Here is a 23,289-nt window from a genome sequence, read left to right as displayed (position 1 = left end):
TGTCCGAAGCGCGACCCGCCTCCGGCGGGCGCGTGTGACCCGCACGAGATCCGGATTCGGATGGGTCGACATCATGACTCGTACGGACACATCGACCGCGACGCGTGGGCGTCGCGTCACGACGGCACTGGTGGCCCTCGCCACCGCTGCCGGGATCGGGGCCCTGGGCGGCTGGTCGGGGGCCCCGGACGGCGGGCACGCGCAGCACACCGCACAGCCGGTGGCGGCGGCTCCGGCCGCCCACGCCGCGCGGGCGGCCGCCACCAAGGTGACGATCGCCGGCTTCGCCTACTCCCCCGGCACCCTGACCGTCGGCCGTGGCACCACGGTGACCTGGACCAACACCGATGCGGCTCCGCACACGGTGACCAGTGAGGGCGGCGGACCGCTGCGTTCGGCGACGCTGCGCGCCGGCGACTCCTACACCTTCACGTTCAACTCCCCGGGTACGTACAGCTACTTCTGCACGTTCCACCCGCACATGCACGGGACCGTCGTAGTGAGGTGAGGCACTCCTGGCCCATGAGCGGCGCCCCTGCGGCGCCGCTCCGCTCACCGTCCGCAGTCGGCGCTCCCCTGAGGACCGCGCAATGAACCGCATCGGCAACACCGCTTCGTCACCGCACGCGCACCGGCCGGCGGACACCGCCGCCCGTGACGCCGGGCTCCTGCTCATCAGGCTCACCGTCGGGCTGCTGATGGCCGGGCACGGCTCGCAGAAGCTCTTCGGCCTGTTCGGCGGGCAGGGCCTGACCGGCACCGGCAAGGGCTTCGAGGCCCTCGGCTACCACCCGGGCAAGGTCTTCGCGGTGGTCGGCGGCCTCTCCGAACTCCTCGGCGGCCTCGGCCTGGCGCTGGGTCTCCTCACCCCGCTCGCGGCCGCCGCCCTCATCGGCGTGATGATCAACGCGATGGCCACCGTCACCTGGGACCACGGCCTGTGGGACACCGAGGGCGGCGTCGAGTACGGCGTCGTCATCGCCGTCGTGGCCCTCGGCATCGCCGCCACCGGCCCGGGACGGCTCGCCGTCGACCGCTTCTTCCCCTGGCGCCACGGAGGCTGGGCGGCGGCCGCCCTGGCCCTGGCGCTGGCCGGCGTCGGGGCGGGGATCACCCTGAGTCTATGACCTCCGCGTCTCCCTCAGGCACGCCGGAAACCCCTGCGAGGGCCGTGCACGCCCTCGAGCGGCCCCCGCGAGGACGCCGGTTCCGCTCGCCCGCGACGCACCGCCGTACGACCGGGGCGGGGCGCCGCCTCACGTCCCGTCCGGGCGCGGGGAGTCGCCCGCGCCGCGCAGCCGGTCGGTGTGGCCGGTGACGGCGTCGATGCGGCCGGCCAGCTCGGAATGGTGACCGGACAGGTGGGGGCGGGCGTCGGCCAGGGGCTCGATGAGGATGGTCGCGTTGTCGTGGCCCAGGGCCCGGACGAGGGCGGCGCGGGTGTCGGGCGGCAGGTCGGCGAGGGCGGAGAGCTGCCCGGCGAGCCGGCGCAGATCGGCCGCGTTGTCACGGGCCCAGGCGGTGACGGCGCGCTCGGCGGCGCGGCGGTCGCGGGTGGCCCGGACCCGCTGTTCGCCGGTGGTGCCCGGGGCTCCGGGGCGCAGGCGCAGGTAGCGGCGCTCGGCGGCCTGCCGGCTGGCGACGCCGAGCGGGTGGGCCAGGTCGGCCCAGCTCGCACCGGCCTCGCGGGCGGTCTCGATCAGTCCCGTCTCCCAGCCCGCGAGCTGGTCGCGCAGCTGCCGCAGCAGGGACAGCGCGGCCAGGGCCTGTGCGGATCCGGCTCCGTCGTCGTGCTGCCGCCCGGCGTGGAGGGCCTCCTTGATCGCGGCGAGGGCCGCCTCGGCGGCGGGGAAGGACGCCGCTCCGGGAGCGGTTCCCGGCTGCTGTCGTTCGGGCAACGAGTCACCTCCGTGCACTGGGGCGTCGTCTTTGCGATGACACTCCCACTTGTCATCCTTTCGATGACAGGCTACAAGGAGATCAGGCAGCGTCGCACGAGCAGAGCTACCCGGGCGAGGAGGTGTTCACCGTGCCGATGCGCACCGGCCCCTTCCGTGAGCCGGCCCTTCCTTTCCGGCGGCGGTCCGGGGCACGACCGCCGCCGGGCCCGGCGGGAACGACCGCCGTGTGATCACCCGGGCACCGACCCCTTGGAGACATCCCTCAGAGAAAGGCGTCACCCACCGATGCAGCACAGCCAGGCCCCGGCGGCGCCCGGCACCACGCCGGCCCTGTCGTACGACCGGATGCTGGAGCAGGTCCGCCGCAACGGCGCCTACGCCACCCGCGAACGGGCCGAGCACGCCGTCACCGCGGTCCTGTCCGCCCTCGGCCGCCGGCTCACGGGAGAGGAACGCGTCGAGCTGGCCGCCCGCCTGCCCCGCGAGGCCGCGGAGATCCTCGCCGCGCAGATCCCGCAGAACACGCCCATGACCGGCTGGGCGTTCGTCAAGGACATCGCCGACCGCACCGGCGCCGGCCTGGCCATCACGCGCTGGGACGTGGGGTCGGTGCTGACCGTCGTCGCCCGCCTCGCCGGCCCCGCGCTGCTCGACCGCATCCTCACCCAGCTCCGCCCCGGCTACGCGCTCCTCTTCGGCCGCGCCGAACTCCTCCAGGCGGCCTGACCCCGCCCCGGCCGGCGAGGGCGGCGCCCGCCGGCGGCCCGTCCCGCGCCGCCCGTGCGCGGCCGCCGCCGGGCGCGCGGGCGCATGGCGATGCGCGTCTGCCGATAGTCCAGCAGGGCACTCCCCTCCCGGGGCACACTGGACCTCCGGGGAGGACGTATGCGGCGTTGTGAGCGTATGCGTCCGAACCGGTCTGTCCGCGTCCGGGGAGAACGTGGCTCGAGGGGTCGGGGGGTCGGATGACGCAGGTGGTTCCGTCGCACGGTGTGCGGCACGGGTCGGGGCGGCGCAGGCCGGTGGTGGTGATCGGCGCGGGGCCGTACGGCCTGTCGGTCACCGCGCACCTGCGTGCCGCGGGTGTGGACGTCCGCGTCTTCGGTGAGGTCATGGGCAGTTGGCGCCACGCCATGGCCACGGGGATGTTCCTGAAGTCGACACCGCAGGCGACGGACCTGTCGGCCCCGGTGCCAGGGGGGACGCTGGCCGACTTCTGCCGGGCCGTGGGCGAGAGCGTGCTGACGGAGCTGACGCCCATCCCGTGCACGACGTTCGTCCGGTACGGCATGTGGTTCACCGCGCGGCACGTCGGCGAGGTGGAGAACACGCAGGTGCGGACCGTCGAGCGGTCGCGCACCGGCTACCGGGTCCGCCTGGAGGACGGCGAGGAGATCGACGCGGCGGCCGTGGTCGTGGCCACGGGGCTGGGCGCGCTCGCCCACATCCCTCCCCGGCTCCTCCCCCTGGCGCCGCGCGGCACCGGGCCCGAGGCCGCGCTGTCCCACACCAGCCAGCACACCGACCTCTCGCGTTACTCGGGACGGCGCGTGGCCGTGGTGGGCGGCGGGCAGTCCGCCCTGGAGAGCGCGGCCCTCCTGCACGAAGCGGGCGCCGACGTCCACGTCCTCGTCCGCGGCCCCCGCGTCCGCTGGGGCGAGACCCCGGTCCTCCACCGCCCCCTGCGCCGGCGGCTCCTCAAGCCGTCGTCGCCCCTCGGCACGGGCTGGGCCCTGGCCACCGTCTGCCACGCGCCCCACGCGGTGCGCGGTCTGCCGGCCCCTGCCCGGCTCCTGCTCCACCGCCGGGCCCTGGGGCCCTCGGGCGGCTGGTGGCTGCGCGAACGCGTCGAGGGCGTCGTGCCCGTGCACTGCTCCCGCCACGTCGTCCGGGCCGGTCTCCGCGACGGGCGGGCGGAGCTGACGCTTGCGGGCACGGGGGACGGCCCGACGGCCATGACCGTCGACCACCTCCTGGCCGCCACCGGCTACCGCCTCGACCTGAACGCCCTGGAGTTCCTCTCGCCGGTGCTGCGGCACCGGCTCGACCGCGTCCCCGGGTCACAGGCGCCCCGGCTGACCGGGACGTTCGAATCGTCGTTCCCCGCCCTGTACTTCACCGGCTCACTGGCGGCCCCCACCTTCGGCCCCATGCTCCGCTTCGTCGCCGGCACCGCCTTCGCCGCCCGCCGCATCACCGCCCACCTGACCGCGAGCGCCCTCCCCGCCGCGACGGGCGGGCGGGAAGGGCGGCACCCGCCGCGGTGAGGGGGGCGGGGTGTGGCCCCGCCGTCCACGGCCGGAAGGGTCAGGCCCCCGTGGCGACCGCGGTGTCGAGGCCGCGGGCCGCGACGAGCCGCGCGCTGCCGTCGGCCAGGCGGTAGGACAGGCCCACGACGGCGGCCTGCCCGGCGGCGACCTTCCCGGCGAGGGCCCGGGAGCGGTCCAGCAGCAGGTCGACGGTGTGCTTGACGTGTTCGGCCAGGATCTCGTCCGGCTCCACGCGGCCGGCGGCGCGGGCCGCCAGCACGCTGGGGGTCACCCGTTCGACGACGTCCCGTACGTACCCCGTGGCGGGCACACCGTCCTCCAGCGCGGCGCAGGCGGCCCCGACCGCGCCGCAGGAGTCGTGGCCGAGCACCACGACCAGGGGGCAGTCCAGTATGCCGACGCCGTACTCGATGCTGCCCAGCACCTCCGGCCCCACCACGTGCCCGGCCGTGCGCACCACGAACAGGTCGCCCAGCCCCCGGTCGAAGATGATCTCCGCGGCCAGGCGTGAGTCCGAGCACCCGAACAGCACCGCGAAGGGCTGCTGGCCCGGCGCGATCTCGGCGCGGCGGGTGGCGTCCTGGTTCGGGTGTTCGGGGCTGCCCGCGACGAAGCGCCGGTTACCGGCCAGCAGCAGTTCGAAGGCGTCGGAGGGCGTCAGTGTCTGGTTCTCGGTCATGGCCGCAGCCTACGAGCAGGCACCCGCCGGCCACACCGCCCGGTCCCCGTTCCCGCCCGCCGGCCGGCCGCCATCGCGGCACCCGACCGCGCACGGCTCCGATTGGGGCCGCCGCGGCCGGGCCGATATTCTGGCCGGTGGCGGTGCCCCTGCCGGGGTGCCGCGCGGCGGTGGGGCCCGCCGTACCCGAACCGCAGCACCGGCTGCTGCCAACGGTCCCTGCTTGCGATCGATTCGCACCCGCGTACGGGTGCCGGCAGGTAGGGAGAAGTGTGTCGTGACAACGCCCCGAGGAGTGCGGGCCGCACGTGAGCCCGTCGACCCGGACCCCGAAAAGGCCCGCCCCGCACCGGCGCGCCCCCGCTGGACGGCCGGGCAGGGCCCGGTCGTCGCCGTGGTCTCGCTCGGCGGCGGCATCGGCGCCGCCGCCCGCTACGGCGCCTCCGTGCTCTGGCCCACCGCCGCCGACGCGTTCCCCTGGACGACGCTGGCCGTCAACGTGGCCGGATGTGCCGTGATCGGCGTGTTCATGGTCGTGATCACCGAGGTGTGGGCGGCCCACCGGCTGGTGCGGCCGTTCTTCGGCACCGGCGTCCTCGGCGGCTTCACGACCTTCTCCACCTACGCGGTGGACGTCCAGCGGCTGGCCGGGCACGGCCGCGCGGCGATCGCGCTGGCCTACCTGGCGCTCACCCTCGTGGCGGCCCTGGCGGCGGTGTGGACGACGGCGGCGCTGACCCGGCGCCTCATCCAGTGGAGGGTGTCATGACGCGGCTCAAGGGCAGTGCGATGCGGCTGACGGTCCTCATCGGGGAGAACGACACCTGGCACCACCGGCCGCTGTACACCGAGATCGTCCACCGCGCCCACGCCGCCGGGCTGGCCGGGGCGAGCGTGTTCAAGGGCATCGAGGGCTTCGGCGCCTCGTCCCTGATCCACACCTCCCGGCTGCTGTCGCTCAGCGAGGACCTGCCGGTCGCGATCGTCATCGTCGACGGCGAGGACCGCGTCCGCGCCTTCCTGCCGCACCTGGACGAGCTCGTCGCCGAGGGGCTCGTCCTCCTGGACACCGTCGAGGTCCACCGTTACGTGGGCCGTGCCGGGGAGGACCGGCCATGACCTGGGCTCTGGTGATCATCGGGGCGATGGCGGGCGCCCCCGCCCGCTACCTGACCGACCGGGCCGTGCAGAAACGACACGACACGGTCTTCCCGTGGGGCACCTTCACCGTCAACGTCGCCGGCTGTCTCGTCCTCGGCCTGGTCACCGGCGCCGTCGCGGCCGGTGCCGCCCCGTCGCGGGTGCAGTCGCTGGTGGGCACGGGGCTGTGCGGGGCGCTGACGACGTACTCCACGTTCTCCTACGAGACGCTGCGGCTGGCCCAGGACGGGGCGCGCTTCTTCGCCGCCGCCAACGCGCTGGGCAGCGTCGCCGCCGGCCTCGGCGCGGCCTTCACCGGCACGGCCCTCGCCCAGGCCGTGTGGGGGTGACGGCCGGCGCCGGGAGACGGCACGGCACGCCGTGAGGCGTCTCACCCGGTCGTCTGCAAACGCACCACCGCCCCCGCGGCACCTCGCCCGGGATCATGACCGGCCGTTCCCGGCCGCAACGCAAGTACCGGATCGGGTGAGCGGCCACGCCCGGGTGAATCGCGCTACCGGCCGCCGGCAACCGGTTCACAAAGCACAGCAGGGGTGCGTTTGCAATTCGAACACGGCCGGCAGCCCGGCTGCCACGCGGACCTGATCCACGTCCTGGTCGCGGGCGAGCTCCGAGAAAGCGGCACCTTCGGGGAGTTGCTCGCCCCGACGGCGGCCGGCGTCTTCCGCGAGCTGTACGGCCCGAAGAGACGGCCGGGGCCGCCGCCTCGTGGTCGAGGCGGCCCCGGCGCGCGTCCCGGGTGGCGGCGGGCGCTGTCGGGTCAGCCCGTGAGGTCCCGCACGCGGGGTGCCACGAGGCCGAAGAGGTCGCCGATCGTCGTCAGTGCGGCGGTCTGGAGGGTCGCGGCGGGGAGGGCCGTGCCGTCGGGGGCGGCGAGGGTGCGGGTCGCGGTGGCCTCGGCGACGACGGTGGGCCGGTAGCCGAGGGTGAAGGCGCCCTGGGCGGTGAAGGCGACGCACATGTGGGTCATGAATCCGGCCAGTACCAGGTCGGGTCCGGCGCCCAGGTCGCGCAGGGTCTTCTCCAGGCCGGTGTCGTGGAAGGCGTCGGGGAACCGCTTGACCACCACCGGCTCGCCCTCGGCCGGTGCGACCTCCGGGCTGATGGCACCGATCTCGGCCCGGATGTCATAGGGGGTGCCCTCGCCGCCGTCGTTGACGACGTGCACCACGGGCGCGCCCTGGGCGCGGGCGGCGCCCAGCAGACGGGCGCCGGCGGCCAGCGCCTCGTCGGCCCCGTCCAGGGCCATGACGCCGGTGCGGTAGGTGTTCTGGAAGTCGATCATGATGAGGGTGGCATCGGCGAGCCCGGGGAGCCGGGGGTCCAGGCCGATGACGTCGCGCAGCGTGCTGGACATGGGCATGGTTGTCCTCTCTGTGGGCATGGCTGCCCTCTCTGGGTGGGTGAAGGTGACAGAAGGCGGTCGGCCGCGACCGGGGGCGGACCCAGCAGGGCGTGGCCACGCACCGGCGCCGCCCTCAACAGACGCCGCTGACAGGTGCGCTGGCCGTCAGGCCGGCGTGGTGGTGCGGAAGCGGCGCCGGTAGGCGGCCGGGCTCGTGGCGATCCGCCGGCGGAAGGCGCGGTGGAGGGTTTCCACCGAACGCAGGCCGGTGGCCCGGGCGACGGCCTCCAGGGGCAGGTCGGTGGTCTCCAGCAGGCGGCGGGCGGCCTCGACGCGCAGGGCCTCGACGTACGCGGCCGGGGTGGCCCCGGTCTCCCGGGTGAAGACGCGGGTGAAGTGCCGCTCGCTCAGGCACATCCGGGCCGCCAGCGCGGCCGCGGACAGATCCGCGTCGAGGTGGTCGGCGATGTGCCGGCGCAGCTCGTCGATGTCCCGGCGGGACGTGGGCGGGTGGCTGATCGGCACACTGAACTGGCTCTGGCCGCCCTGGCGTTTGAGGTAGACGACGAGCTGCCGGGCGACCGCGAGCGCGAGATCCTCGCCGTGGTCCTCGGCGACCAGGGCGAGGGCCAGGTCCAGACAAGCGCTGATGCCCGCTCCGGTCCACACCTTCCCGGAGCGGATGAAGATCGGGTCGGGATCGACGGTGACCTCCGGGTGATCGGCGGCGAGCCGGCCGGCGGTGGACCAGTGCGTGGTCGCCGCCCGGCCCTCCAACAGACCGGCGGCCGCCAGCAGATGGGCTCCCACGCACACGGAGGCGACGCGCCGCGCGTGGGGTGCGGTGTCCTTGATCCAGTCCACGACGCGGGGGTCGATCCGCGGCCGGAGGCCGTCGGCCTCCACGTCCACCGCGCCGGGCACCAGGAGCGTGTCCACGTCCGTCCCGACGTCGGCGAAGCCGAGGTCGGTGACGACCCGCACGCCCGCGGAGGTGGCCACCGCCTCCCCGGCCGCCCCGGGCCCGGCCAGCCGGACCCGGTAGCGGGCCCGGCCGCCGGACTCGCGGTCGGCCAGCGTGAAGACCTCGGCCGGCCCGGTGACATCGAGCAGATCGACGTCGGGGAAGACCGCGATCACGACGCGGTGACTGGTTTCGGACATGCCCCCATCGTCCGTCCCGGCCGGTGCGACCGCAATGACGGGCTTGTGTCACATCCGGACATCCCAGGGCCGTGCGGCCACCGGGCCGGCCGGCGCTCGGCCCGCCGGGCCCGAGGCGGCCAAGAGGGCTCCGGCACGGCCCGGTCGCAGGTGTTCTTCGATCACGCCGTCGGCCGTCGCCTCCGGTCCTCCACCGGCCAGGGGGCAGCGCCGGGACACGTCGGACACCGTTCGCGACCGCGGCGAGACGCACCGCCTGACGAGTGGACGCCCCGGCGGGCCACGTCGTTGTCAGTGGCGGCTGGCAGACTGCGGCCATGACTGAAACCGTGAAGGGCCCCGCCAGTTACTTCCCGTCGATCGAGAAGAAGTACGGCCGTCCGATAGCCGAGTGGAAGAACCTCATCCGGACTTCGCCGCTGACCAAGCACATGGAGCTGGTGGGCTGGCTCAAGACCGAGCACGGCCTGGGGCACGGCCACGCCAACGCCCTGGTCGCCCACACCCTCGCGGAGGCCGGCGGCCGGTAGCAGCGGGCCGCCGGGGCCGGGTGCGCCCGACCCGTGCGGGGAGGGGGACTTCGGCCGTCCGGAGCGGGGGGTGCCCGGAGCCGGGAGCAGATGGCCGGCCGCCTCGGCCGCCGCCCCCGCCTCCCCGGGCCACCCGCGGTCACCCCCGCACGTGCAGCCCGAAACCCGTGCGGCCCGCGGGCTCCAGCCCCTCCTTCAAGCGCAGCGAGGGGATCTCGTAGTCGCCGAAGTTCTGCGGCCGGAACGCTATCGGCTCGGTCGACTCCAGGGTGAGCAGGCGCTGTTCCCATGCCTTGGCGATGTCCGGGTAGTCCGCGCCGGTCATCCGGTCGGCACCGTACAGCACGAACGGCGGCAGCACCTCGATGCCCGGGTAGTAGAGGATGCCGTGGTGGATCGGGAACAGCAGGTCGTCGATCGGCCCGTTGATCCCGCGAGCGGCGTAGTGCGACTCCGGTCCGCCGACGGTCACGGACAGCAGAGCCTTCCGGCCCGCGAGGGTGCCTTCGCCGAAGCGCTCGCCGTACGCGGTGTCGTTGTGCTCGCCGACGCCGTACGCGAAGTGGTAGGTGAACACCCGGTCCACCCAGCCCTTGAGGATGGCGGGCATCGTGTACCACCACAGCGGGAACTGAAAGACGATCACGTCCGCCCACAGCAGCTTCTCCTGCTCGGCACGGACGTCCGCCGTGAGGTCCCCGGCGTCGAAGGCCCGCCCCGAGTCCCGGGCGACCTTCAACGGGGTCGAGGCGTGGGGGCCGTAGTCCGTGGCGTCCACCACCGCCTTCCAGTTCATCGCGTACAGATCGCTCACCCGTACCTCGTGCCCGGCGCTCTCCAAGGTGGAGACGGCGAGGTCCTTCAGCGAGGCGTTGAGCGACTTCGGCTCGGGATGGGCGTGAACGATCAGCGTCTTCATGGGAAGTCCTTCGGATCGGATGGTGCCTTGGACCGGCTTCATCGGCTTCACCGGCTTCGATTGCCTCCGATCCTGGACGCCACGGCGCCCGGCGTTCAGGGACGCCGCCACCGTCGGACGGGAGTTCCTGGGATCGGCAGGGCCACCCTCACCGGTGTGCCCGGAAGCCATACTGGGCACATGGACGATCTCGCGGGCTTCCTGCGGACCCGGCGTTCCCGGGTCGACCCGGCGGCTGTCGGCATCCCCACCGACAGCCGCCGCCGGGTCGAGGGGCTGCGCCGTGAAGAGGTCGCGCACCTGGCCGGGGTCAGCGTCGACTACTACGTACGCCTTGAGCAGGGGCGCGCGACCCAGCCCTCCGAGCAGGTCCTCGACGCGCTCGCCCGCGTCCTCGGGCTGGACGAGACCGAACGCGGGCACCTCCACCGGCTCGCACGGCAGCGCCGGCGCCGCGCGAAGGCGCCGGGCGGACGGGTCCGGCCGGAGCTGCTGCGCGTCCTCGACCTGGTCACCGGCGCCCCCGCGCTGATCATGGACCACCGCCTGGACGTGCTCGCCGGCAACCGCCTCGCCGGGCTCCTCTACGGCCGGCCGATTCCGGGCCTGAACACCGCCCGGCACCTCTTCCTCGAGGAGACCGGGTGCGGCCTCTACGCGGACTGGGAGACCTGCACCCTCGACGTGGTCGGGCACCTGCGCCTGGCCGCCGGCAAATACCCCGAGGACCCCCGGCTGACGTCGCTCATCGGCGAGTTGGCGATGGGCAGCGAGCGCTTCCGCCGCCTCTGGGCCCGCGCGGACGTCCGCGCCCGCACCCATGGGCGCAAGACGTACCGGCACCCGCTGGTCGGACTGCTGGAACTGCACCAGGAGAACTTCCCGCTGCCGGACGCGTCGGGCAGGGAGCTGCTGGTGCTCTCCGCGGCCCCCGGCAGCCCCGCCGAGGACGGCCTGCGCCTGCTCGCGGGCCTGGACGCGGCCGGCGGCGACGCCGCCAGTCCCACGGTCAACGCTCGGGTGCGCGAGTGACGCGCACGACGGCACCGTGACCGGCGGCCGGTGCGCCACCCGCCGGCGGGACCGCGTCGCCCCGCACGCGGGTCGGCGGTCGCGTCCGCCCAACTGACACCGGCCCTCAGGCCGTTCGGGACGCCGTCACGACCTGTCGTCCTGCCGCACGGCGGGGACGGTCATGAGGCGGTGGTAGTAGCCCGCCGGGTGGGGTTCGCCGACCGGCCGGCCGTCCACCTCGACCCAGGCGTGGGCACGGAACGGATTCGTCCGTACTCCTGCGCACCAGTCGGGCCATACGCCGCGCATCCGGCACAACAACGTGGTGGCGACGGACCGTTGGAGGCATCCCTCCCCCGCGCAGCGGAGGCTGACCGCGGTGACGTGCCGCCGGGCGTCGAGCGCCTGGTCGGTGGTGGCGGGGGCGGCGCCGCGCCGGACGGCCGTGAGCACGCGGCGCAGACGGCGGGGCGGGAGCAGGGTGAGCAGCCGGGCCGCGACGACGGCCAGGAGGACGGGCGGACGGCGGCGCCAGGGGACCGCCGCCCGCCCGGTCCCGTGGATCATGGTGTGGCTCATGCGGACAACACCCCCGTCCGGTTCGGAGCGCGCGGTGACGACGGGAACGGGACGCCCGGAGCGCCGCGTTCGGTGGCGCGGCGACCGGGGCGCGGGCGACGGTCACATCGGCCCTCCGGTGGCGGCGGGGCTGGACCGGCAGGCACGGAGCCAGAGTTCGCAGCCGAGGGTGGGGTCGAGGTGCCGCAGGACGTCCGGCCGGGGGCGTGAGCCGAGCAGAGCGGTACGGAGCGCAGGGGCGTCGACGAGACCGGCACGCACCAGTGCGGAGTCCCCGAAGAGGCCGGCGAGTTCCGCCCGGCCCCGGCGGATTCCCTCGTGGAGCTCCGCGGAGAACTCGCCCTTCGTGGTGCGGCAGAGGAGGGCCGGGGGCACGATGCCGCACAGGGCGTCGGCGAGGACGGGTTTGTAGCGGTCGGGCACGTTGCGTTCGGCCACGCGGACGGCCAGGGCGGCGTCGAGGACGGCGTCGTCCAGGTAGGGCGCGGCGAGTTCGGGCCGCAGGCCGGCCTGGTTCACCACGCGCAGGCACCGCCCTCCCGCCCGGAGGAGGCTGAGCGCCGCGTGCTGGCCCCGCTCGCGGGCGAGCGGTCCGGGGCCGTCGGCCGCGGCCGCCCGCAGCAGACGCGCCACCGTGTGCACCGCGTCGGGTGTGGCCCAGGGCGGCATGCGCGCCTCGTCCCCCCAGGTCAGGACGTAGTCGTCGGCGGGAACCGGGGCGGGGTCCCGCCGGGCGGTGAGGCCGTCCGCCCAGCGGGCCAGCCACCGGGCGAAGGAGTCGCGGGCGGCCAGCCGGCGCAGCAGCGGCCTCGTACGGATCCGGTGGGCGGCCCGGATCCTGCGGATCCTGGCGAACGCGGCGAGCGGGTGGCTGCGCACGTAGTCGTACAGGTGCGCGGTGGGGGCCGTGAAGAGCTCGTCCCCGCCGCCGCCGGTGAGGTGCAGCCGTGAGCCCTCCGCGGCCATCAGCGCGGCGCCCGCGGCCAGCCTCCCGCCGTAGCGCACCCACGTGCCGGGCTCGTCGGGGGTGGGACCGCCCGCGTCGGTCAGGCCGTACGGCAGGTGCGCCGGGGAGGGCGGCGGCATCACGTGCTCCGCGCCCGGCAGCCGGACGGCCGCCCGCAGGGCCCAGGAGGTGTCGTCGTTCGCCGGGTCACGGCCCGTCCAGTGCAGGGTGACCAGGCGGGACGGGCCGCGGGCCGCGAGGAAGCACAGGCTGGTGGAGTCCATGCCGCCGGACAGGTCGGCGCTGACCGTCCCCCCGCCGGCCGTGCAGGAACCGACGGCCTCGGTCAGCGCGCGACGGATCACGAGTGCCGCGTCGGCGCGCGGCCGCACCGGCTCCGGCGGGCTCCACCACGGGCGGGTACGGGCCCGGCCGTCGGGTTCGAGCAGCAGGCCGTAGCCCGGCCGCACGCCCTCGACGCCTCGCCAGACGCACCGGGTGTCCAGCGGGTACGGCGGCGGCGAGGACAGCAGGTGGAGCGCCAGGGTCTCCTCGTCGAGACCCGCGCGGGCCAGCCGCGCCAGGATGTCGGAGCGGTCGGCGGCCACTTCCGCGCCGCCCACCCGGGTGCGGAAGACCAGTCGTGTGCCGGAGGCGCTGCCGCGCACCCAGGCCCGTCCCCCGACCGTGGCCGCCACGTGGTGGCTGCCGGCCAGGCCGCGTACGGCCTGTTCCACCTCCGTGATGTCGCGGACCCGGGCCAGCCGGGCCGCGAGGCCGTCGGCGGTGACCGGGCATCGCCCGATCACCGCCAGCCGCGCCGTGCCGGCGGCGGCGACCGTCATGTGCCCGTCCGGCCAGGCCCCGAGCAGCCAGGGCCGGCCCGAACCGTGCTCGACGGCCGCCGTCGCCGTGGTGCGCAGAAGGCGTGCACCGGCGAGGCCGGCCTCGCCGTCCGGCAGGACCGCGAACCACACCTCGCCGGTCACGGGCCGTCAGCCCTGGGCACCGGCCGACGGGTACCAGGGCCACATCACGCTGTAGTCCGGCCAGTTGCCCTGCGGCACACCCCTGGTCAGCTCAGCGAATTCGCCGGCCTCCACCATGCGGGGCGGCTCGTACACATCGTTGCGCTCCATGGGAGATCACCTCTCCGGTGAGGTCGTGCTTCCGGTGCGGCGGCATTCACAGCCCCGCGATCCGGAGATGCCCCACCGTCAAGGCGATACGCCGAGAGGCCGTTTTATCCACTCGCACGAGTGGAAAGGGCTATGTATTTCTTGCTGGAAATACGGCGAGTCCGAAAGCCGGCCCGACGAGACGGTCGAAGCCGGCTTCGTTGAAGCGGTCGAAGCCGGCCCGTCGAAACGGTCAGACGGTCACTCGACGCGATAGCGGGTGATCATGCCCTCCATCATGTGCTCGTCGACGTGGCAGTGGAACAGCCAGTTCCCCGGATTGTCGGGGCGCATGTCGGCGGTCACCACGGTCGCGGGCAGCACCGTGACCACGTCCGCGCGGTGGCCGTGGACGGTGACCGTGTTGCCGTGCCAGTGGGGGCTGTGCGAGTCGTTCCTGCCGCCCAGGCCGATGACGTACCAGCGGACGGCCGTGTCCTTGCGCAGGACAAGCGCCGGGCGGGCGTCGGAGGTCCCGGCCGGGCCGTTGCCGAACATGAAGCCGTTGACGCACTGCTTCTGGTGGGCGTGCGCGAAGTCGCGGTGCCCGGTGTCGATCTTCTGGCCGCGCCCGTAGCGCCTGATGTTCTCCTTGAGGTAGGGGCTGCGGCCTTCGTCGAACTGGCAGAAGAGCGCGAAGACTTCGCGGTCGACGTCGCGGGGGACGGTGTGCCGGCCGGCCGCGCCGCGCCGGGTGATCACCATCGGCCCGACGAGCCCGGAGTTGGTGCCGGGGACGCCCATGCCGGTGCTGTGGTCGTGGTAGAGCCAGCCCAGGGACGACGGGTCGCCGGGCCCGGGCCCGGCCCGCTCCGGGACCTGCCAGACGTAGGTGTGGGTACCGCCGGGCGGCACGACGCCGCCGTCGGAGCCGGAGCCGCCGTCGTTGAACGCGACCCCCTCGTCACCCCGCGAGTAGAAGACGGCATGGGGGTGGATCGACGCCATGAAGGCCGTGTTGTTGCGGAACACCACCTTGATCGTGTCACCCACCTGAGCACGGATCACCGGCCCGAGCAGCCCCATGTACGCGTCGCCGGGGCGCGGCACCAGCTTGGTGAACGTGCCGTCGGTGTACTCGCGGTACTGCGATTTGCAGTAGACCGAGCCCAGGCGGTTGCGCCCGGGGCGGGCCTTCACCTGCTCCATGGCGGAGAACGCCTTGCCCGAGACGAGATTCCGGCCCTGGGGCACGTAATCCCACGTCACCGGGTCGGCGGCGATGTAGTAGACCTGCGTGACGGGCTCCTGCGGGTTGCCGCGCGGCAGCCCGTGGGCCATGGCGGGCGGGAGGCAGAGTCCGCCGCCCAACGCGGCCGTGAGCCCCATGATCTGACGCCGGGAATACCCTCGTTCACATGCAGTCACGAACCCGACCATACGCGGAAGGACCGGAACAAGAACGCTGAAACACCCATACGTGCTAACGAGCACCACACTGCGGGAGAACGGCGGACCACGGCCCGCCGCCACGGCGTGGGTCACGGCCGGGCGCGGCGAGCACTGTTGACCTTCCGGTCGAGGTCGAGGGTGAGCCGCAGAGCGTCCAGGACGCTGTCCGGGGCGATCCGGTTCGCGGCCTTGCCGTGCAGGACGTCCATGACGTGCCCGATCATGGCCGTGTACTGGTCGGCGGGCGGCAGGACGAGGTCGTGGGCGCCGTCGGGGGTGTAGACGGTGACGGTGCCGGAGGGCTTGCCGTCGAAGCCCGTCGTGGACGAGGCGTCCAGCACGCCGTGCTCGAACACCGCGGTGTAACCGCCGCGGGCCCCCCACGACGTGGGCATCAGGGAGGAGACCGAGCTGCGGGCCATCGCGTGCCCGAAGCGGAGGACGGCGTCGACGGCACCGGAGTCGTCATCGCGCGCCACGGTCGTCACGGTGAGGTCCTGGGGCAGGCCGAGGGTGCGGGTGATGACGTCCATGTCGCTGTGCATCGCCTCCAGCGGCAGCACCTTCAGCCCGAGGGAGGCCCCCGGCCACAGGTGCGCGGTCAGGTTCCACAGCGTCAGCTGCTCCAGCCGCCCGTGGGCGCCTTCGCGCACCGCGTCGAACAGGGCCTGGTTGGCCGGGACGAACCGTTCGAACATGTCCACGAACACCTGCCTGTCGCTGCGCGCGGCGGCCTCGGCGACCCGCTCGGCGTCCTCCATGCTGCCGGCCAGCGGCAGCTCGACCAGCACGTGCTTGCCCGCCTCCAGGGCCCGCAGCGTGTACGGGGCGTGCAGGGGGACCGGCAGGCAGATGTCCACCAGGTCGAACGAGGCGTCGTCGAAGGCGGCGTCCATGTCGGTGGAGGCGGCGAAACCGAACCGGCCGGCCACCTCGGCGGTCTTCTCCGCGTCGCGGCCGAACATCACCACGTCCACGTCGCCGCGCGCGGCGTAGACGGCGGCGTGTGCCCGGCCGAAGCCGGTTCCCAGCAGTGCGATCTTCATCGTGTCTCTCCTCGTCATGCGGTGCGGGTGGGCGGGAAGGGCGGGCCGGGTTCAGCCGGCCGCCGGCCGGGCGGGCGGGGAGAACAGGCCGAAACGGTTGCCGCGGGGGTCGGTCAGGCGGGCGTGGACCGTGCCGTCCGGGCGGGAACACGGGCCGAGCTCCGCCCGGCCGCCCAGCCTCCGTGCCGCATGCGTCGTGGCGGCCACGTCGGTGACCAGGAAGCAGGGCATCACGTGGTCGGCCCCTCCGGCGTCGTCCCGGCCGTGGTCCCACAGGCCGCCGGACGGCCACCGCGCGCCGGGGCCGAAGACGTTGAAGTACGGCGTGCCGCCTGCGGTGCCGTCCCTCTCGAACCGCCAGCCGAACGCCGCGCGGTAGAAGTCGGTGGTCTCCCGCACGTCGGCGGTGCCGATCTCGAACCGGCCCATCGCCCCCGGCTCCGGTGTGCGGGCGGTCTGCCGCATGTACGCGTCCGTCCCGGCGATCCGCTCCTCGAACCGCCGCGAGGCGGACCGGGAGAACAGGGAGAAGAGGTTGCCGCGCGGATCGGCCAGGCGGGCGAAGACGGTCACGTCCGCCACCTGCGTGGCCGGCACGACGACGGTGGCACCGAGTCCGGTGAGCCTCTCCACGTCCGCGTGGACGTCGGCGGACAGGATCGAGAGGTTGACGGCCTCGTCACCGGTGTCGCCCTGCTGGATCGCGCCCATCGGCCAGGGCGCGCCGGGGGCGAGGATGCGGGTGTAGGTGCGGCCGTCGACGGACGAATCGGGATCGATCTCGAAATTCCAGCCCAGCAAAGGGCCGTAGAAACCGGTGACGGCGTCGGGGTCGGTGGTGCCGGTGCCGATCTCGAACCAGACGACCTGACCCGGGGATATGAAACTCATCGGAGACCTTCCTTTCCACGCCTGGCTCCGCATCCAGGCCCGTCCGGACGATTCGCCGGGGGGAACGCCGGGAGCGGATCTGCCGCATCGGATGGAGCTTTGGAGGGCTTCGCTCTCCGGCGCGCGCCTTCACGTTAGGAGGCTTTTAGGACACGTCACGTCCGCAAAGCGGGGCAATGCGAAAGGCACGGGCTCGATGACGGTGCCCGCATGCGGCAGCGCACCGAGGCCGGTTCGGTGGCGTTCCACGTCCGTGGAATGGGCGGGACCGGCGACAGGACGTCGGGGGGCTTCAGCAGTTCTGCCGCCCCTGGCCGCGCGGGGTGAGGGTCAGGCCGACGCGGCCGCGCGGGGGCAGGGCGACGGCGAGGCGGGGACGGGGATCGGCGCACGACACCCGCACGTCGTAGCGGCTCAGTACGGTGGCCAGGACGAGCACCGACTCCATGAGGAAGAAGGCCTGCCCCACGCACTGGTGGAGGCCGTCCCCGAAGGGCAGGTAGGCCAGCGGGTGCCGCTCGCGCACGGCCCGCTTCTCGAACCGGGCGGGATCGAAGCGCAGCGGGTCCGGCCAGAACTCGGGCAGCCGGTGGGTGAGATACGGGGACAGGACCAGCGTGGTACCGGCCGGGACGGGCACGCGGCCGAGCATGTCGTCCCGGCGGGCGACCCGGGGGACGGCCCAGGCCATCGCGTACAGCCGCATCACCTCGGCCATCACCCGCCGGGTGAACACCAACTGCCGTGCGTGCCCGGGCCGCGGCGGCCCGCCCGCCAGCACGTCGTCCGCCTCCCGGCGCACGCGCGCCGCGACGTCGGGGTGCCGGGCCAGCATCACCCAGGCCCAGGTGAGCGTGAGGGCGCTGGACTCCGAACCGGCCACGAAGAGGGCCACGATGTCCTGCCGGACGTGCTCGTCGCCCAGCGGCCGCCCGTCGGGCCCCCTGCCGCGCAGGAGGCCGCTCATCAGGTCCGGTCCGCCCCCGCCCTGCCGGCGGGCCCGCTCGATGACGGGCGACAGGGTCCGGTTCAGGGTGCGGGTGGCCCGCAGGAACGCCCGGTCCCCCGGCATGGGCACCCGGTGCGGCACGAAGGGCATCGCCATGCGCCACAGCAACGAGCCCAGCGCCGTGGCCACTTCGCGGCCCAGCCGGTCGCACTGCGCGGGGCCGATGCGGGAGCCGAAGAAGACCGGGTTGATGACCCGGTGCACCAGCCGGGTCATCTCCACGACCGCGTCCACCGGCCGCTCCCGTGCCCGGCCGGCCAGCTCCTCCACGGCCCGCCCGACCGAGGCGGCGATCCCCTCGCCCGTCCGCCGCAGGTATCCGCCCGACATGCCCTTGCACAGGACGTCGCGGCTGGCCAGCCACTCCGGCCCCTCCCCCGCGATGCCCCGGCCGGTCAACCGCCCCAGCGCGTCCCACATGGCCGCCCCGCGGACGTAGTTCTCCGCCGCGTCGCGCAGCACGTGCCGCACGTGGTCGGGGTGCGTGACCAACAGCGGCCGGAACGGCCCGAGTTCCAGGCGCACCACCGCCCCCTGCGCCTGCCGCCCGACTCCCTCCACCAGCCCCAGCGGCCCCCCTCTCACCACCTCCCGCAGAACCCGATGAAGGGACACGGCGTGCGCACGATCGATGGCGGGTGAGGGTGAGGGCATGGAACAGCCACCTTTCAGCTCCGATTCGGCTCCGGTCGCCCGGCGAAGGACAAAGCCTGTCAAGGCCCGCTTCGGCCTGCCCGGCAGCACGGCCGAAGCGGCGGCCGTTTCACCCGCCTCCTGGCGACAGGTTCATCGCCGACGGGGGCATGGGCAGCCGGGTCGTGACCGGTCGCACAGGGCGGCGCCCTGGCCCATCTGTGCCCAGCCCGTCACGGCGCGGGCGCCAGGGCGGGCGGTCGCGTCCAGGGCCGGTCGCAGGGCTTGGCCAGGGTGACGCCGTCGCCGGTGGCCCGGAAGTGCAGGAACCCGCCCGCGCACCGGTGGCCATGCCACGAATGGCCGAATATGCGCAGGACGCGCTCTGGCCCTCCCCCGTCCCGGCACAAGACCCTCGTACTGCCGGATCTCCCTGCTTCGAGGAAGAGTTGATGACTGCATCGACGGTGTGTGAGGCGTTCCAGGCGACAGTGGCGACACGGCCGGACGCGGTCGCGTTGCGGACCCCGGGGGACGGGCGGACGGTCACGTGGGGCGAGTACGGGCGCAGGGTGCGGCGGATCGCGGCCGGGCTCGCGGCCCTCGGGGTCCGCCGCGGGGATCTCGTGGCGTTGATGCTCCGCAACCGGCCCGAGTTCCACCTGGCCGACATGGCCGTACTGCATGTGGGGGCGACACCGTTCTCGGTGTACAACACCAGCCCGGCCGAGCAGCTCCGGTACCTCTTCGGCCACGCCGGGGCCACGGTGCTGATCACCGAGGAGGCGTTCCTGGACCGCGTCCGCGCCGTCCGGCCGCGCACCGGGCTGCGGCACGTCGTCACCGTCGACGGGACGGCGGCACGGGACGTGCTGCCGCTGGAGCGGCTCGAAGCCACCGACGAGGGGCTGGACTTCGAGGCGTCGTGGCGGGCGGTCCGGCCGGAGGACCTGCTGACGGTCATCTACACCTCGGGCACGACCGGCCCGCCCAAGGGCGTCGAGATCACCCACGCCAACCAGATGGCGATGTACGACGCGTGGCGCCGGGTGAGCTCGCTGGAGGCGGGGGACACGACGCTGTCGTACCTGCCTTCCGCGCACGCCGTCGACCGGCTGCTCACGCACTACGCGGCGGTCGCGAGCGGCGCCGAGGTCGTCTCGCTCGCCGATCCGTCCCAACTGGCGCCCGCCCTGCGGCAGATCCGTCCGACGAAGTTCGCGGGTGTGCCCCGTGTGTGGGAGAAGTTCCGGACCGCGCTGCTCGCCGGGATCGCGGCCGAGCCGGACGAGGCGCGCCGCGCGGCGGTCCTGGCCGCGATCGAGACCGGCCGGGCCAGGGTACGCGCCGAGCAGGCGGCGCGGTCCGGCCACGGACCGGGCCCGGACGAGGACTTGAACCGCCGGTGCGCGGCCGCCGAGGAGCAGGTCTTCGCTCCGCTGCGCGCGCTGCTCGGGCTGGACCGGTTACGGATGGCCGCGGTGGGCGCGGCACCGTCCGCACCGGCGATGCTGGAGTTCTTCGCGGCCATCGGCGTGCCCGTCCACGAGGGGTGGGGGATGACGGAGCTGTCCGGTCTCGTCACGCTCAACCCGCCGGACGCGGCCAGGATCGGCACCGTGGGCCGGGCGCTGCCGGGCATCGAGCTGAAGCTGGCCCGGGACGGCGAACTCCTCGTCCGCGGCCCGGTCGTGACACGCGGCTACCGGAACGCCCCGGAGAAGACGGCGGAGTTGATCGGCGCCGACGGCTGGCTGCGCACCGGGGACATCGCCACCATCGACGACGACGGCTACGTGACCATCGTGGACCGCAAGAAGGAGCTCATCATCAACGCGGCGGGCAAGAACATGTCGCCCGCCAACATCGAGGCCGCGCTGAAGAGCGCCGACCCCCTGATCGGCCAGTGCGTCTGCGTCGGCGACCGCCGCCCCTACAACGTCGCGCTCGTCGTCCTCGACCCCGACGCCCGCACCGCCTTCGCCCGCGCCCACGGCCTGCCCGACACCTCCCCCGCCGCCCTGGCCGCCGACCCGCACCTGCGCCGGGCCGTCGCCGACGCGGTGGAGCAGGCCAACCGGACCCTCTCCCACGTCGAGCAGATCAAGCGTTTCGCCGTCCTCCCCGTCGACTGGCTGCCGGACTCCGACGAGCTCACCCCGACCATGAAGCTCAAACGCCGGGCCATCGCCGAGAAGTACGCCGATCAGATCGACGGCCTGTACGCCGCCGGCCTGTACGAGCACTCGACGTGACGGGCCTGTCCGCCGGCCGGTGGACAGCCGGCAGCCCGCCCGGTCGTACCGTTCCCCGCCGCGGGCCTGGGGGCTCGCAGCAGGAGGGGGATCCGATCCGGGGCCTCGGCCCGTCCAAGGGCAGGCGGACCGACGTCCGTGTCCCCCGGGGACGCCGGCGCCCGCCGGCCACGCGTACGGGTGGAATGCTGTTTCCCAGCTCGACGGCCGGTAAGACGGATGGGGGACGCATCACTCCGGGAAGGAGCCCCTGTGCTCGCCGCTCTCGTGTCCGCGTTGCTCCTGCCTCCCGCCCTGCTGGCCCTGATCCTCGCCCTCGACCGCTATGAGGAACGCGTCTTCGGCCCCCCGCCGCGCCGGGCGCTGCCGCCGGGCGCGACCGCGTCCGGGACGCCCCCGGCCGAGCCGGCGTCCGGCCACCGTCCGGCCCGGCTCCGGCCCTCGTTCGGGCTCGCGCGGGCCCGCCGCCCCCGCCGGGCCCCGCGTCGCGCGGTCACCCGCCGACGGGCCGGCCGTCCCGCGTCGCCCAGACCGCCGGAACACCGCACGGGGGACGGCCGCCCGCTGTCCGGGGACGCCGGGGTGAGGGCGCCGTGACCGCTCCGGGGAGGCGGCCGGGTTCACCGGCCCGGCCCGGCGCGGACGACCGGGGCATGCGCGGCGGGCGGACCCGTGAAACGGTGGCCGTTGCGGACCGGCCGGTGAACGGCGGGGCCCGGCAGAGGCGTTCCGGACGAGGCGGCACCCGGTGGGCGGGGCCGCGGGAGGTGAGGCGATGAGCCCGGCGCGCGGGGAAGGACGGAAGGGCGGGCGGAAGGAGGAGCTGCGCATCGGCGGGCGCGGGGTGCCCCTGACCAACCCGGACAAGCTGCTGTTCCCGGAGGACGGGATCAGCAAGGCGGAGCTGGTCGGCTACTACCGCGCCGTCGCCCGCGTCCTGCTGCCGCACCTGCGGGACCGCCCGCTGATCATGGAGCGGCACCCGGACGGATACGGCGGGAAGTCCTTCGTCCACAAGGACGTTCCGGACTACTTCCCGGGGTGGATCCACCGCCGGGTGGTCCCCAAGGAGGGCGGGACGGTGACGATGGCGGTGTGCGACGACACCGCGACCCTGGCCTACCTCGCCAACCAGGCGTGCATCACACCGCACCCCTGGCTCAGCCGGGTCGATCACCTCGACTGCCCGGACCGGCTGGTCTTCGACCTGGACCCGCCGGACGAGGACGGCGACGGCTTCGGGACCGTGCGCTGGGCGGCCCGGCGCCTGGGCGACCTGCTGACCGAGGTCGGGCTGCGCCCGGCCGTCATGACCACCGGGTCGCGCGGGCTGCACCTGCTGGTCCTGCTCGACCGGCGGACGGACTTCGGCACCGCCCGCGCCTTCGCCCGCGACGCCGCCGAGCTGCTGGCCGGCCGCCACCCGGACCGGCTGACCACCGCGGCGCGCAAGGACAGGCGGCGCGGCCGGCTCTACCTCGACGTCCAGCGCAACGCCTACGCGCAGAGCTCGGTCGCCCCCTACGCCGTGCGGGCCCGTCCGCACGCCCCGGTCGCCACCCCCGTGGACTGGGACGAACTCGACGACCCCGCCCTGGGCCCGCGGAGCTGGACGCTGCGCACCCTGCCGGACCGCCTGGCCCGGCGCGGCGACCCGTGGAAGGGCCTGGGCCGCTGCCGGCGCTCCCTGGCGGGCGCGCGCCGCCGCCTGGACGCCCTGGCCGCGGAGGAGCGCGCCCGATGAGGGGCGCGCGGGGTGTCAGGCGCCGCCCGCCACCTGTCGCAGCGTCCGCCCCGTCCGGGCCGAGCGCGCCCGCCGGGGATCCGGGGCGCCCCGCGCCGCCGCGTGCCGGTCGTTCTTCTTGACGAGCATCCACGCCTCGTCCCGTCCCTCCCTCATGCGGGTGAGCGACCAGCCGCCCCGCAGCTTCGCGCCGTCCATCCAGAAGGACGCGTGCCCGGCGCGCAGGGCGTCGGCGAAGGGCACCGGGCGGCCGGAGCGGTCGGTGGTGAGGGGGCGGTAGGTGCCCTCGTCCCAGACGATGACGGTGCCGCCGCCGTACTCGCCGGCCGCGATCACCCCTTCGAAGTGGCGGTACTCCAGCGGATGGTCCTCCGTCGGCAGCGCGAGGCGCTTGTCGTGCGGGTCGTGGGACGGGCCCTTGGGCACGGCCCAGGACTTGAGGACGCCCTCGGCCTCCAGCCGGAAGTCGAAGTGCAGGCTGCTCGCGTCGTGGATCTGGACGACGAACCGGGCCCGGCCCTCCTCGTCGCCGTCCGCCCGGCCGCCGCCGGGCTCGGGCGTCTTCGAGAAGTCGCGCTTGCGGCGGTATTCGGCGAGCGACGCACGCGAGGTCATGGGCCCTCCTCCGGGACG

The 23,289-nt window shown here is 74.4% G+C and carries 25 protein-coding genes; 12 read left to right on the top strand and 13 right to left on the bottom strand.

The window, feature by feature from the left end:
• Positions 1-73: 73 nt before the first annotated feature.
• Positions 74-508, top strand: a complete 435-nt coding sequence (locus AC230_RS05695; protein ID WP_078871016.1) for a cupredoxin domain-containing protein — start codon at positions 74-76, stop codon at positions 506-508.
• Positions 509-590: 82 nt separating this feature from the next.
• Positions 591-1,127 (top strand): DoxX family protein, encoded by a 537-nt coding sequence (locus AC230_RS05690; protein ID WP_049714784.1) that lies wholly within the window; start codon positions 591-593, stop codon positions 1,125-1,127.
• Positions 1,128-1,256: 129 nt separating this feature from the next.
• On the opposite strand, the gene AC230_RS05685 is transcribed toward AC230_RS05690, so the two are convergent.
• Entirely contained in the window at positions 1,257-1,898 is a 642-nt protein-coding gene (locus AC230_RS05685) for a hypothetical protein (RefSeq protein WP_049714783.1), read from the bottom strand.
• Positions 1,899-2,186: 288 nt separating this feature from the next.
• On the opposite strand from AC230_RS05685, the gene AC230_RS05680 reads away from it, so the two are divergent.
• Positions 2,187-2,627 (top strand): DUF2267 domain-containing protein, encoded by a 441-nt coding sequence (locus tag AC230_RS05680; RefSeq protein ID WP_049714782.1) that lies wholly within the window; start codon positions 2,187-2,189, stop codon positions 2,625-2,627.
• Between the two features lie 239 nt (positions 2,628-2,866).
• Positions 2,867-4,168: an FAD-dependent oxidoreductase gene (locus AC230_RS05675; protein WP_078870966.1), complete on the top strand. Its 1,302-nt coding sequence runs from the start codon at positions 2,867-2,869 to the stop codon at positions 4,166-4,168.
• A 40-nt stretch (positions 4,169-4,208) separates the two neighbouring features.
• Here AC230_RS05675 and AC230_RS05670 read toward each other — a convergent pair whose 3' ends face one another.
• Positions 4,209-4,850 (bottom strand): carbonic anhydrase, encoded by a 642-nt coding sequence (locus AC230_RS05670; RefSeq protein ID WP_049714781.1) that lies wholly within the window; start codon positions 4,848-4,850, stop codon positions 4,209-4,211.
• 277 nt (positions 4,851-5,127) lie between these two features.
• Here AC230_RS05670 and crcB (AC230_RS33450) point away from each other — a divergent pair, with 277 nt between their 5' ends.
• From crcB (AC230_RS33450) to crcB (AC230_RS05655), 3 genes are read left to right on the top strand one after another with little or no spacing between them, the layout of a single operon-like run.
• Positions 5,128-5,619: a fluoride efflux transporter CrcB gene (gene crcB, locus AC230_RS33450; RefSeq protein ID WP_049714780.1), complete on the top strand. Its 492-nt coding sequence runs from the start codon at positions 5,128-5,130 to the stop codon at positions 5,617-5,619.
• On the top strand, positions 5,616-5,969 hold the full coding sequence (locus AC230_RS05660) for a DUF190 domain-containing protein (RefSeq protein ID WP_049714779.1): 354 nt from the start codon (positions 5,616-5,618) through the stop codon (positions 5,967-5,969). The genes crcB (AC230_RS33450) and AC230_RS05660 overlap by 4 nt, the downstream gene beginning before the upstream one ends.
• Positions 5,966-6,340 carry a fluoride efflux transporter CrcB gene (gene crcB, locus AC230_RS05655; protein WP_049714778.1) on the top strand — a complete coding sequence of 125 codons (375 nt, stop codon included), beginning with the start codon at positions 5,966-5,968 and terminating at the stop codon, positions 6,338-6,340. Before AC230_RS05660 ends, crcB (AC230_RS05655) begins: the two co-directional genes overlap by 4 nt.
• A gap of 431 nt (positions 6,341-6,771) precedes the next feature.
• On the opposite strand, the gene AC230_RS05650 is transcribed toward crcB (AC230_RS05655), so the two are convergent.
• Positions 6,772-7,374, bottom strand: coding sequence for an isochorismatase family protein (locus tag AC230_RS05650; protein WP_049714777.1), 603 nt, complete (start codon positions 7,372-7,374; stop codon positions 6,772-6,774).
• 147 nt (positions 7,375-7,521) lie between these two features.
• Positions 7,522-8,520, bottom strand: a complete 999-nt coding sequence (locus AC230_RS05645; RefSeq protein WP_049714776.1) for a GlxA family transcriptional regulator — start codon at positions 8,518-8,520, stop codon at positions 7,522-7,524.
• Between the two features lie 317 nt (positions 8,521-8,837).
• Between AC230_RS05645 and AC230_RS05640 the strand changes: the two genes are divergently transcribed.
• Positions 8,838-9,050, top strand: a complete 213-nt coding sequence (locus tag AC230_RS05640; protein ID WP_049714775.1) for a DUF4287 domain-containing protein — start codon at positions 8,838-8,840, stop codon at positions 9,048-9,050.
• Between the two features lie 139 nt (positions 9,051-9,189).
• Here AC230_RS05640 and AC230_RS05635 read toward each other — a convergent pair whose 3' ends face one another.
• Entirely contained in the window at positions 9,190-9,969 is a 780-nt protein-coding gene (locus tag AC230_RS05635; protein ID WP_049714774.1) for an NAD(P)H-dependent oxidoreductase, read from the bottom strand.
• A gap of 180 nt (positions 9,970-10,149) precedes the next feature.
• Between AC230_RS05635 and AC230_RS05630 the strand changes: the two genes are divergently transcribed.
• The gene (locus AC230_RS05630) at positions 10,150-11,001 is read left to right on the top strand and encodes a helix-turn-helix transcriptional regulator (protein WP_049714773.1); all 852 of its coding nucleotides are present in this window, start codon (positions 10,150-10,152) and stop codon (positions 10,999-11,001) included.
• Positions 11,002-11,127: 126 nt separating this feature from the next.
• On the opposite strand, the gene AC230_RS05625 is transcribed toward AC230_RS05630, so the two are convergent.
• From AC230_RS05625 to AC230_RS05600, 7 genes are all read right to left on the bottom strand, one after another.
• Positions 11,128-11,562: a lasso peptide biosynthesis B2 protein gene (locus tag AC230_RS05625; RefSeq protein ID WP_078870964.1), complete on the bottom strand. Its 435-nt coding sequence runs from the start codon at positions 11,560-11,562 to the stop codon at positions 11,128-11,130.
• A gap of 102 nt (positions 11,563-11,664) precedes the next feature.
• Positions 11,665-13,497: an asparagine synthase-related protein gene (locus tag AC230_RS05620; protein WP_049714771.1), complete on the bottom strand. Its 1,833-nt coding sequence runs from the start codon at positions 13,495-13,497 to the stop codon at positions 11,665-11,667.
• Between the two features lie 6 nt (positions 13,498-13,503).
• Positions 13,504-13,647: a lasso RiPP family leader peptide-containing protein gene (locus tag AC230_RS31795; protein ID WP_107082053.1), complete on the bottom strand. Its 144-nt coding sequence runs from the start codon at positions 13,645-13,647 to the stop codon at positions 13,504-13,506.
• Between the two features lie 240 nt (positions 13,648-13,887).
• On the bottom strand, positions 13,888-15,015 hold the full coding sequence (locus tag AC230_RS05615) for a multicopper oxidase domain-containing protein (protein WP_049714770.1): 1,128 nt from the start codon (positions 15,013-15,015) through the stop codon (positions 13,888-13,890).
• Between the two features lie 152 nt (positions 15,016-15,167).
• Positions 15,168-16,124 carry a Gfo/Idh/MocA family protein gene (locus AC230_RS05610; RefSeq protein ID WP_049714769.1) on the bottom strand — a complete coding sequence of 319 codons (957 nt, stop codon included), beginning with the start codon at positions 16,122-16,124 and terminating at the stop codon, positions 15,168-15,170.
• A gap of 51 nt (positions 16,125-16,175) precedes the next feature.
• Entirely contained in the window at positions 16,176-17,015 is an 840-nt protein-coding gene (locus AC230_RS05605) for a VOC family protein (protein ID WP_049714768.1), read from the bottom strand.
• A gap of 292 nt (positions 17,016-17,307) precedes the next feature.
• Positions 17,308-18,609, bottom strand: coding sequence for a cytochrome P450 (locus tag AC230_RS05600; RefSeq protein ID WP_241833089.1), 1,302 nt, complete (start codon positions 18,607-18,609; stop codon positions 17,308-17,310).
• Positions 18,610-19,109: 500 nt separating this feature from the next.
• On the opposite strand from AC230_RS05600, the gene AC230_RS05595 reads away from it, so the two are divergent.
• The 3 genes from AC230_RS05595 to ligD all read left to right on the top strand — a co-directional run bounded on the left by AC230_RS05595 (position 19,110) and on the right by ligD (position 22,656).
• Positions 19,110-20,912: an AMP-dependent synthetase/ligase gene (locus AC230_RS05595; protein WP_049714766.1), complete on the top strand. Its 1,803-nt coding sequence runs from the start codon at positions 19,110-19,112 to the stop codon at positions 20,910-20,912.
• Between the two features lie 252 nt (positions 20,913-21,164).
• A complete protein-coding gene (locus AC230_RS05590) occupies positions 21,165-21,509 on the top strand; it encodes a hypothetical protein (protein ID WP_049714765.1) in 345 nt (114 codons plus the stop codon).
• Positions 21,510-21,687: 178 nt separating this feature from the next.
• On the top strand, positions 21,688-22,656 hold the full coding sequence (ligD, locus tag AC230_RS05585; protein WP_049714764.1) for a non-homologous end-joining DNA ligase: 969 nt from the start codon (positions 21,688-21,690) through the stop codon (positions 22,654-22,656).
• A 15-nt stretch (positions 22,657-22,671) separates the two neighbouring features.
• Here the strand turns inward: ligD and AC230_RS05580 are convergent, their stop codons facing one another.
• On the bottom strand, positions 22,672-23,271 hold the full coding sequence (locus AC230_RS05580; RefSeq protein WP_049714763.1) for a DNA polymerase ligase N-terminal domain-containing protein: 600 nt from the start codon (positions 23,269-23,271) through the stop codon (positions 22,672-22,674).
• Positions 23,272-23,289 lie beyond the last annotated feature (18 nt).

This window comes from Streptomyces caatingaensis, from assembly GCF_001187435.1.
Taxonomy (GTDB): Bacteria; Actinomycetota; Actinomycetes; order Streptomycetales; family Streptomycetaceae; genus Streptomyces; species Streptomyces caatingaensis.
The sequence above is the reverse complement of the archived record's forward strand: the minus strand, read 5'-3'. Positions and strand labels throughout refer to the sequence as shown.

What these genes read in the sequence shown, in the direction of transcription:
- ligD (WP_049714764.1), top strand. Translation starts at nt 21,688, where the DNA reads ATGAGCCCGGCGCGCGGGGAAGGACGGAAGGGCGGGCGGAAGGAGGAG.
- AC230_RS05605 (WP_049714768.1), bottom strand. Translation starts at nt 17,015, where the DNA reads ATGAGTTTCATATCCCCGGGTCAGGTCGTCTGGTTCGAGATCGGCACC.
- AC230_RS05645 (WP_049714776.1), bottom strand. Translation starts at nt 8,520, where the DNA reads ATGTCCGAAACCAGTCACCGCGTCGTGATCGCGGTCTTCCCCGACGTC.
- AC230_RS05610 (WP_049714769.1), bottom strand. Translation starts at nt 16,124, where the DNA reads ATGAAGATCGCACTGCTGGGAACCGGCTTCGGCCGGGCACACGCCGCC.
- AC230_RS05675 (WP_078870966.1), top strand. Translation starts at nt 2,867, where the DNA reads ATGACGCAGGTGGTTCCGTCGCACGGTGTGCGGCACGGGTCGGGGCGG.
- AC230_RS05680 (WP_049714782.1), top strand. Translation starts at nt 2,187, where the DNA reads ATGCAGCACAGCCAGGCCCCGGCGGCGCCCGGCACCACGCCGGCCCTG.
- AC230_RS05625 (WP_078870964.1), bottom strand. Translation starts at nt 11,562, where the DNA reads ATGAGCCACACCATGATCCACGGGACCGGGCGGGCGGCGGTCCCCTGG.
- AC230_RS05670 (WP_049714781.1), bottom strand. Translation starts at nt 4,850, where the DNA reads ATGACCGAGAACCAGACACTGACGCCCTCCGACGCCTTCGAACTGCTG.
- AC230_RS05635 (WP_049714774.1), bottom strand. Translation starts at nt 9,969, where the DNA reads ATGAAGACGCTGATCGTTCACGCCCATCCCGAGCCGAAGTCGCTCAAC.
- AC230_RS05615 (WP_049714770.1), bottom strand. Translation starts at nt 15,015, where the DNA reads ATGGGGCTCACGGCCGCGTTGGGCGGCGGACTCTGCCTCCCGCCCGCC.
- AC230_RS31795 (WP_107082053.1), bottom strand. Translation starts at nt 13,647, where the DNA reads ATGGAGCGCAACGATGTGTACGAGCCGCCCCGCATGGTGGAGGCCGGC.
- AC230_RS05660 (WP_049714779.1), top strand. Translation starts at nt 5,616, where the DNA reads ATGACGCGGCTCAAGGGCAGTGCGATGCGGCTGACGGTCCTCATCGGG.
- AC230_RS05690 (WP_049714784.1), top strand. Translation starts at nt 591, where the DNA reads ATGAACCGCATCGGCAACACCGCTTCGTCACCGCACGCGCACCGGCCG.
- AC230_RS05640 (WP_049714775.1), top strand. Translation starts at nt 8,838, where the DNA reads ATGACTGAAACCGTGAAGGGCCCCGCCAGTTACTTCCCGTCGATCGAG.
- AC230_RS05630 (WP_049714773.1), top strand. Translation starts at nt 10,150, where the DNA reads ATGGACGATCTCGCGGGCTTCCTGCGGACCCGGCGTTCCCGGGTCGAC.
- AC230_RS05580 (WP_049714763.1), bottom strand. Translation starts at nt 23,271, where the DNA reads ATGACCTCGCGTGCGTCGCTCGCCGAATACCGCCGCAAGCGCGACTTC.
- AC230_RS05650 (WP_049714777.1), bottom strand. Translation starts at nt 7,374, where the DNA reads ATGCCCATGTCCAGCACGCTGCGCGACGTCATCGGCCTGGACCCCCGG.
- AC230_RS05595 (WP_049714766.1), top strand. Translation starts at nt 19,110, where the DNA reads ATGACTGCATCGACGGTGTGTGAGGCGTTCCAGGCGACAGTGGCGACA.
- crcB (WP_049714778.1), top strand. Translation starts at nt 5,966, where the DNA reads ATGACCTGGGCTCTGGTGATCATCGGGGCGATGGCGGGCGCCCCCGCC.
- AC230_RS05695 (WP_078871016.1), top strand. Translation starts at nt 74, where the DNA reads ATGACTCGTACGGACACATCGACCGCGACGCGTGGGCGTCGCGTCACG.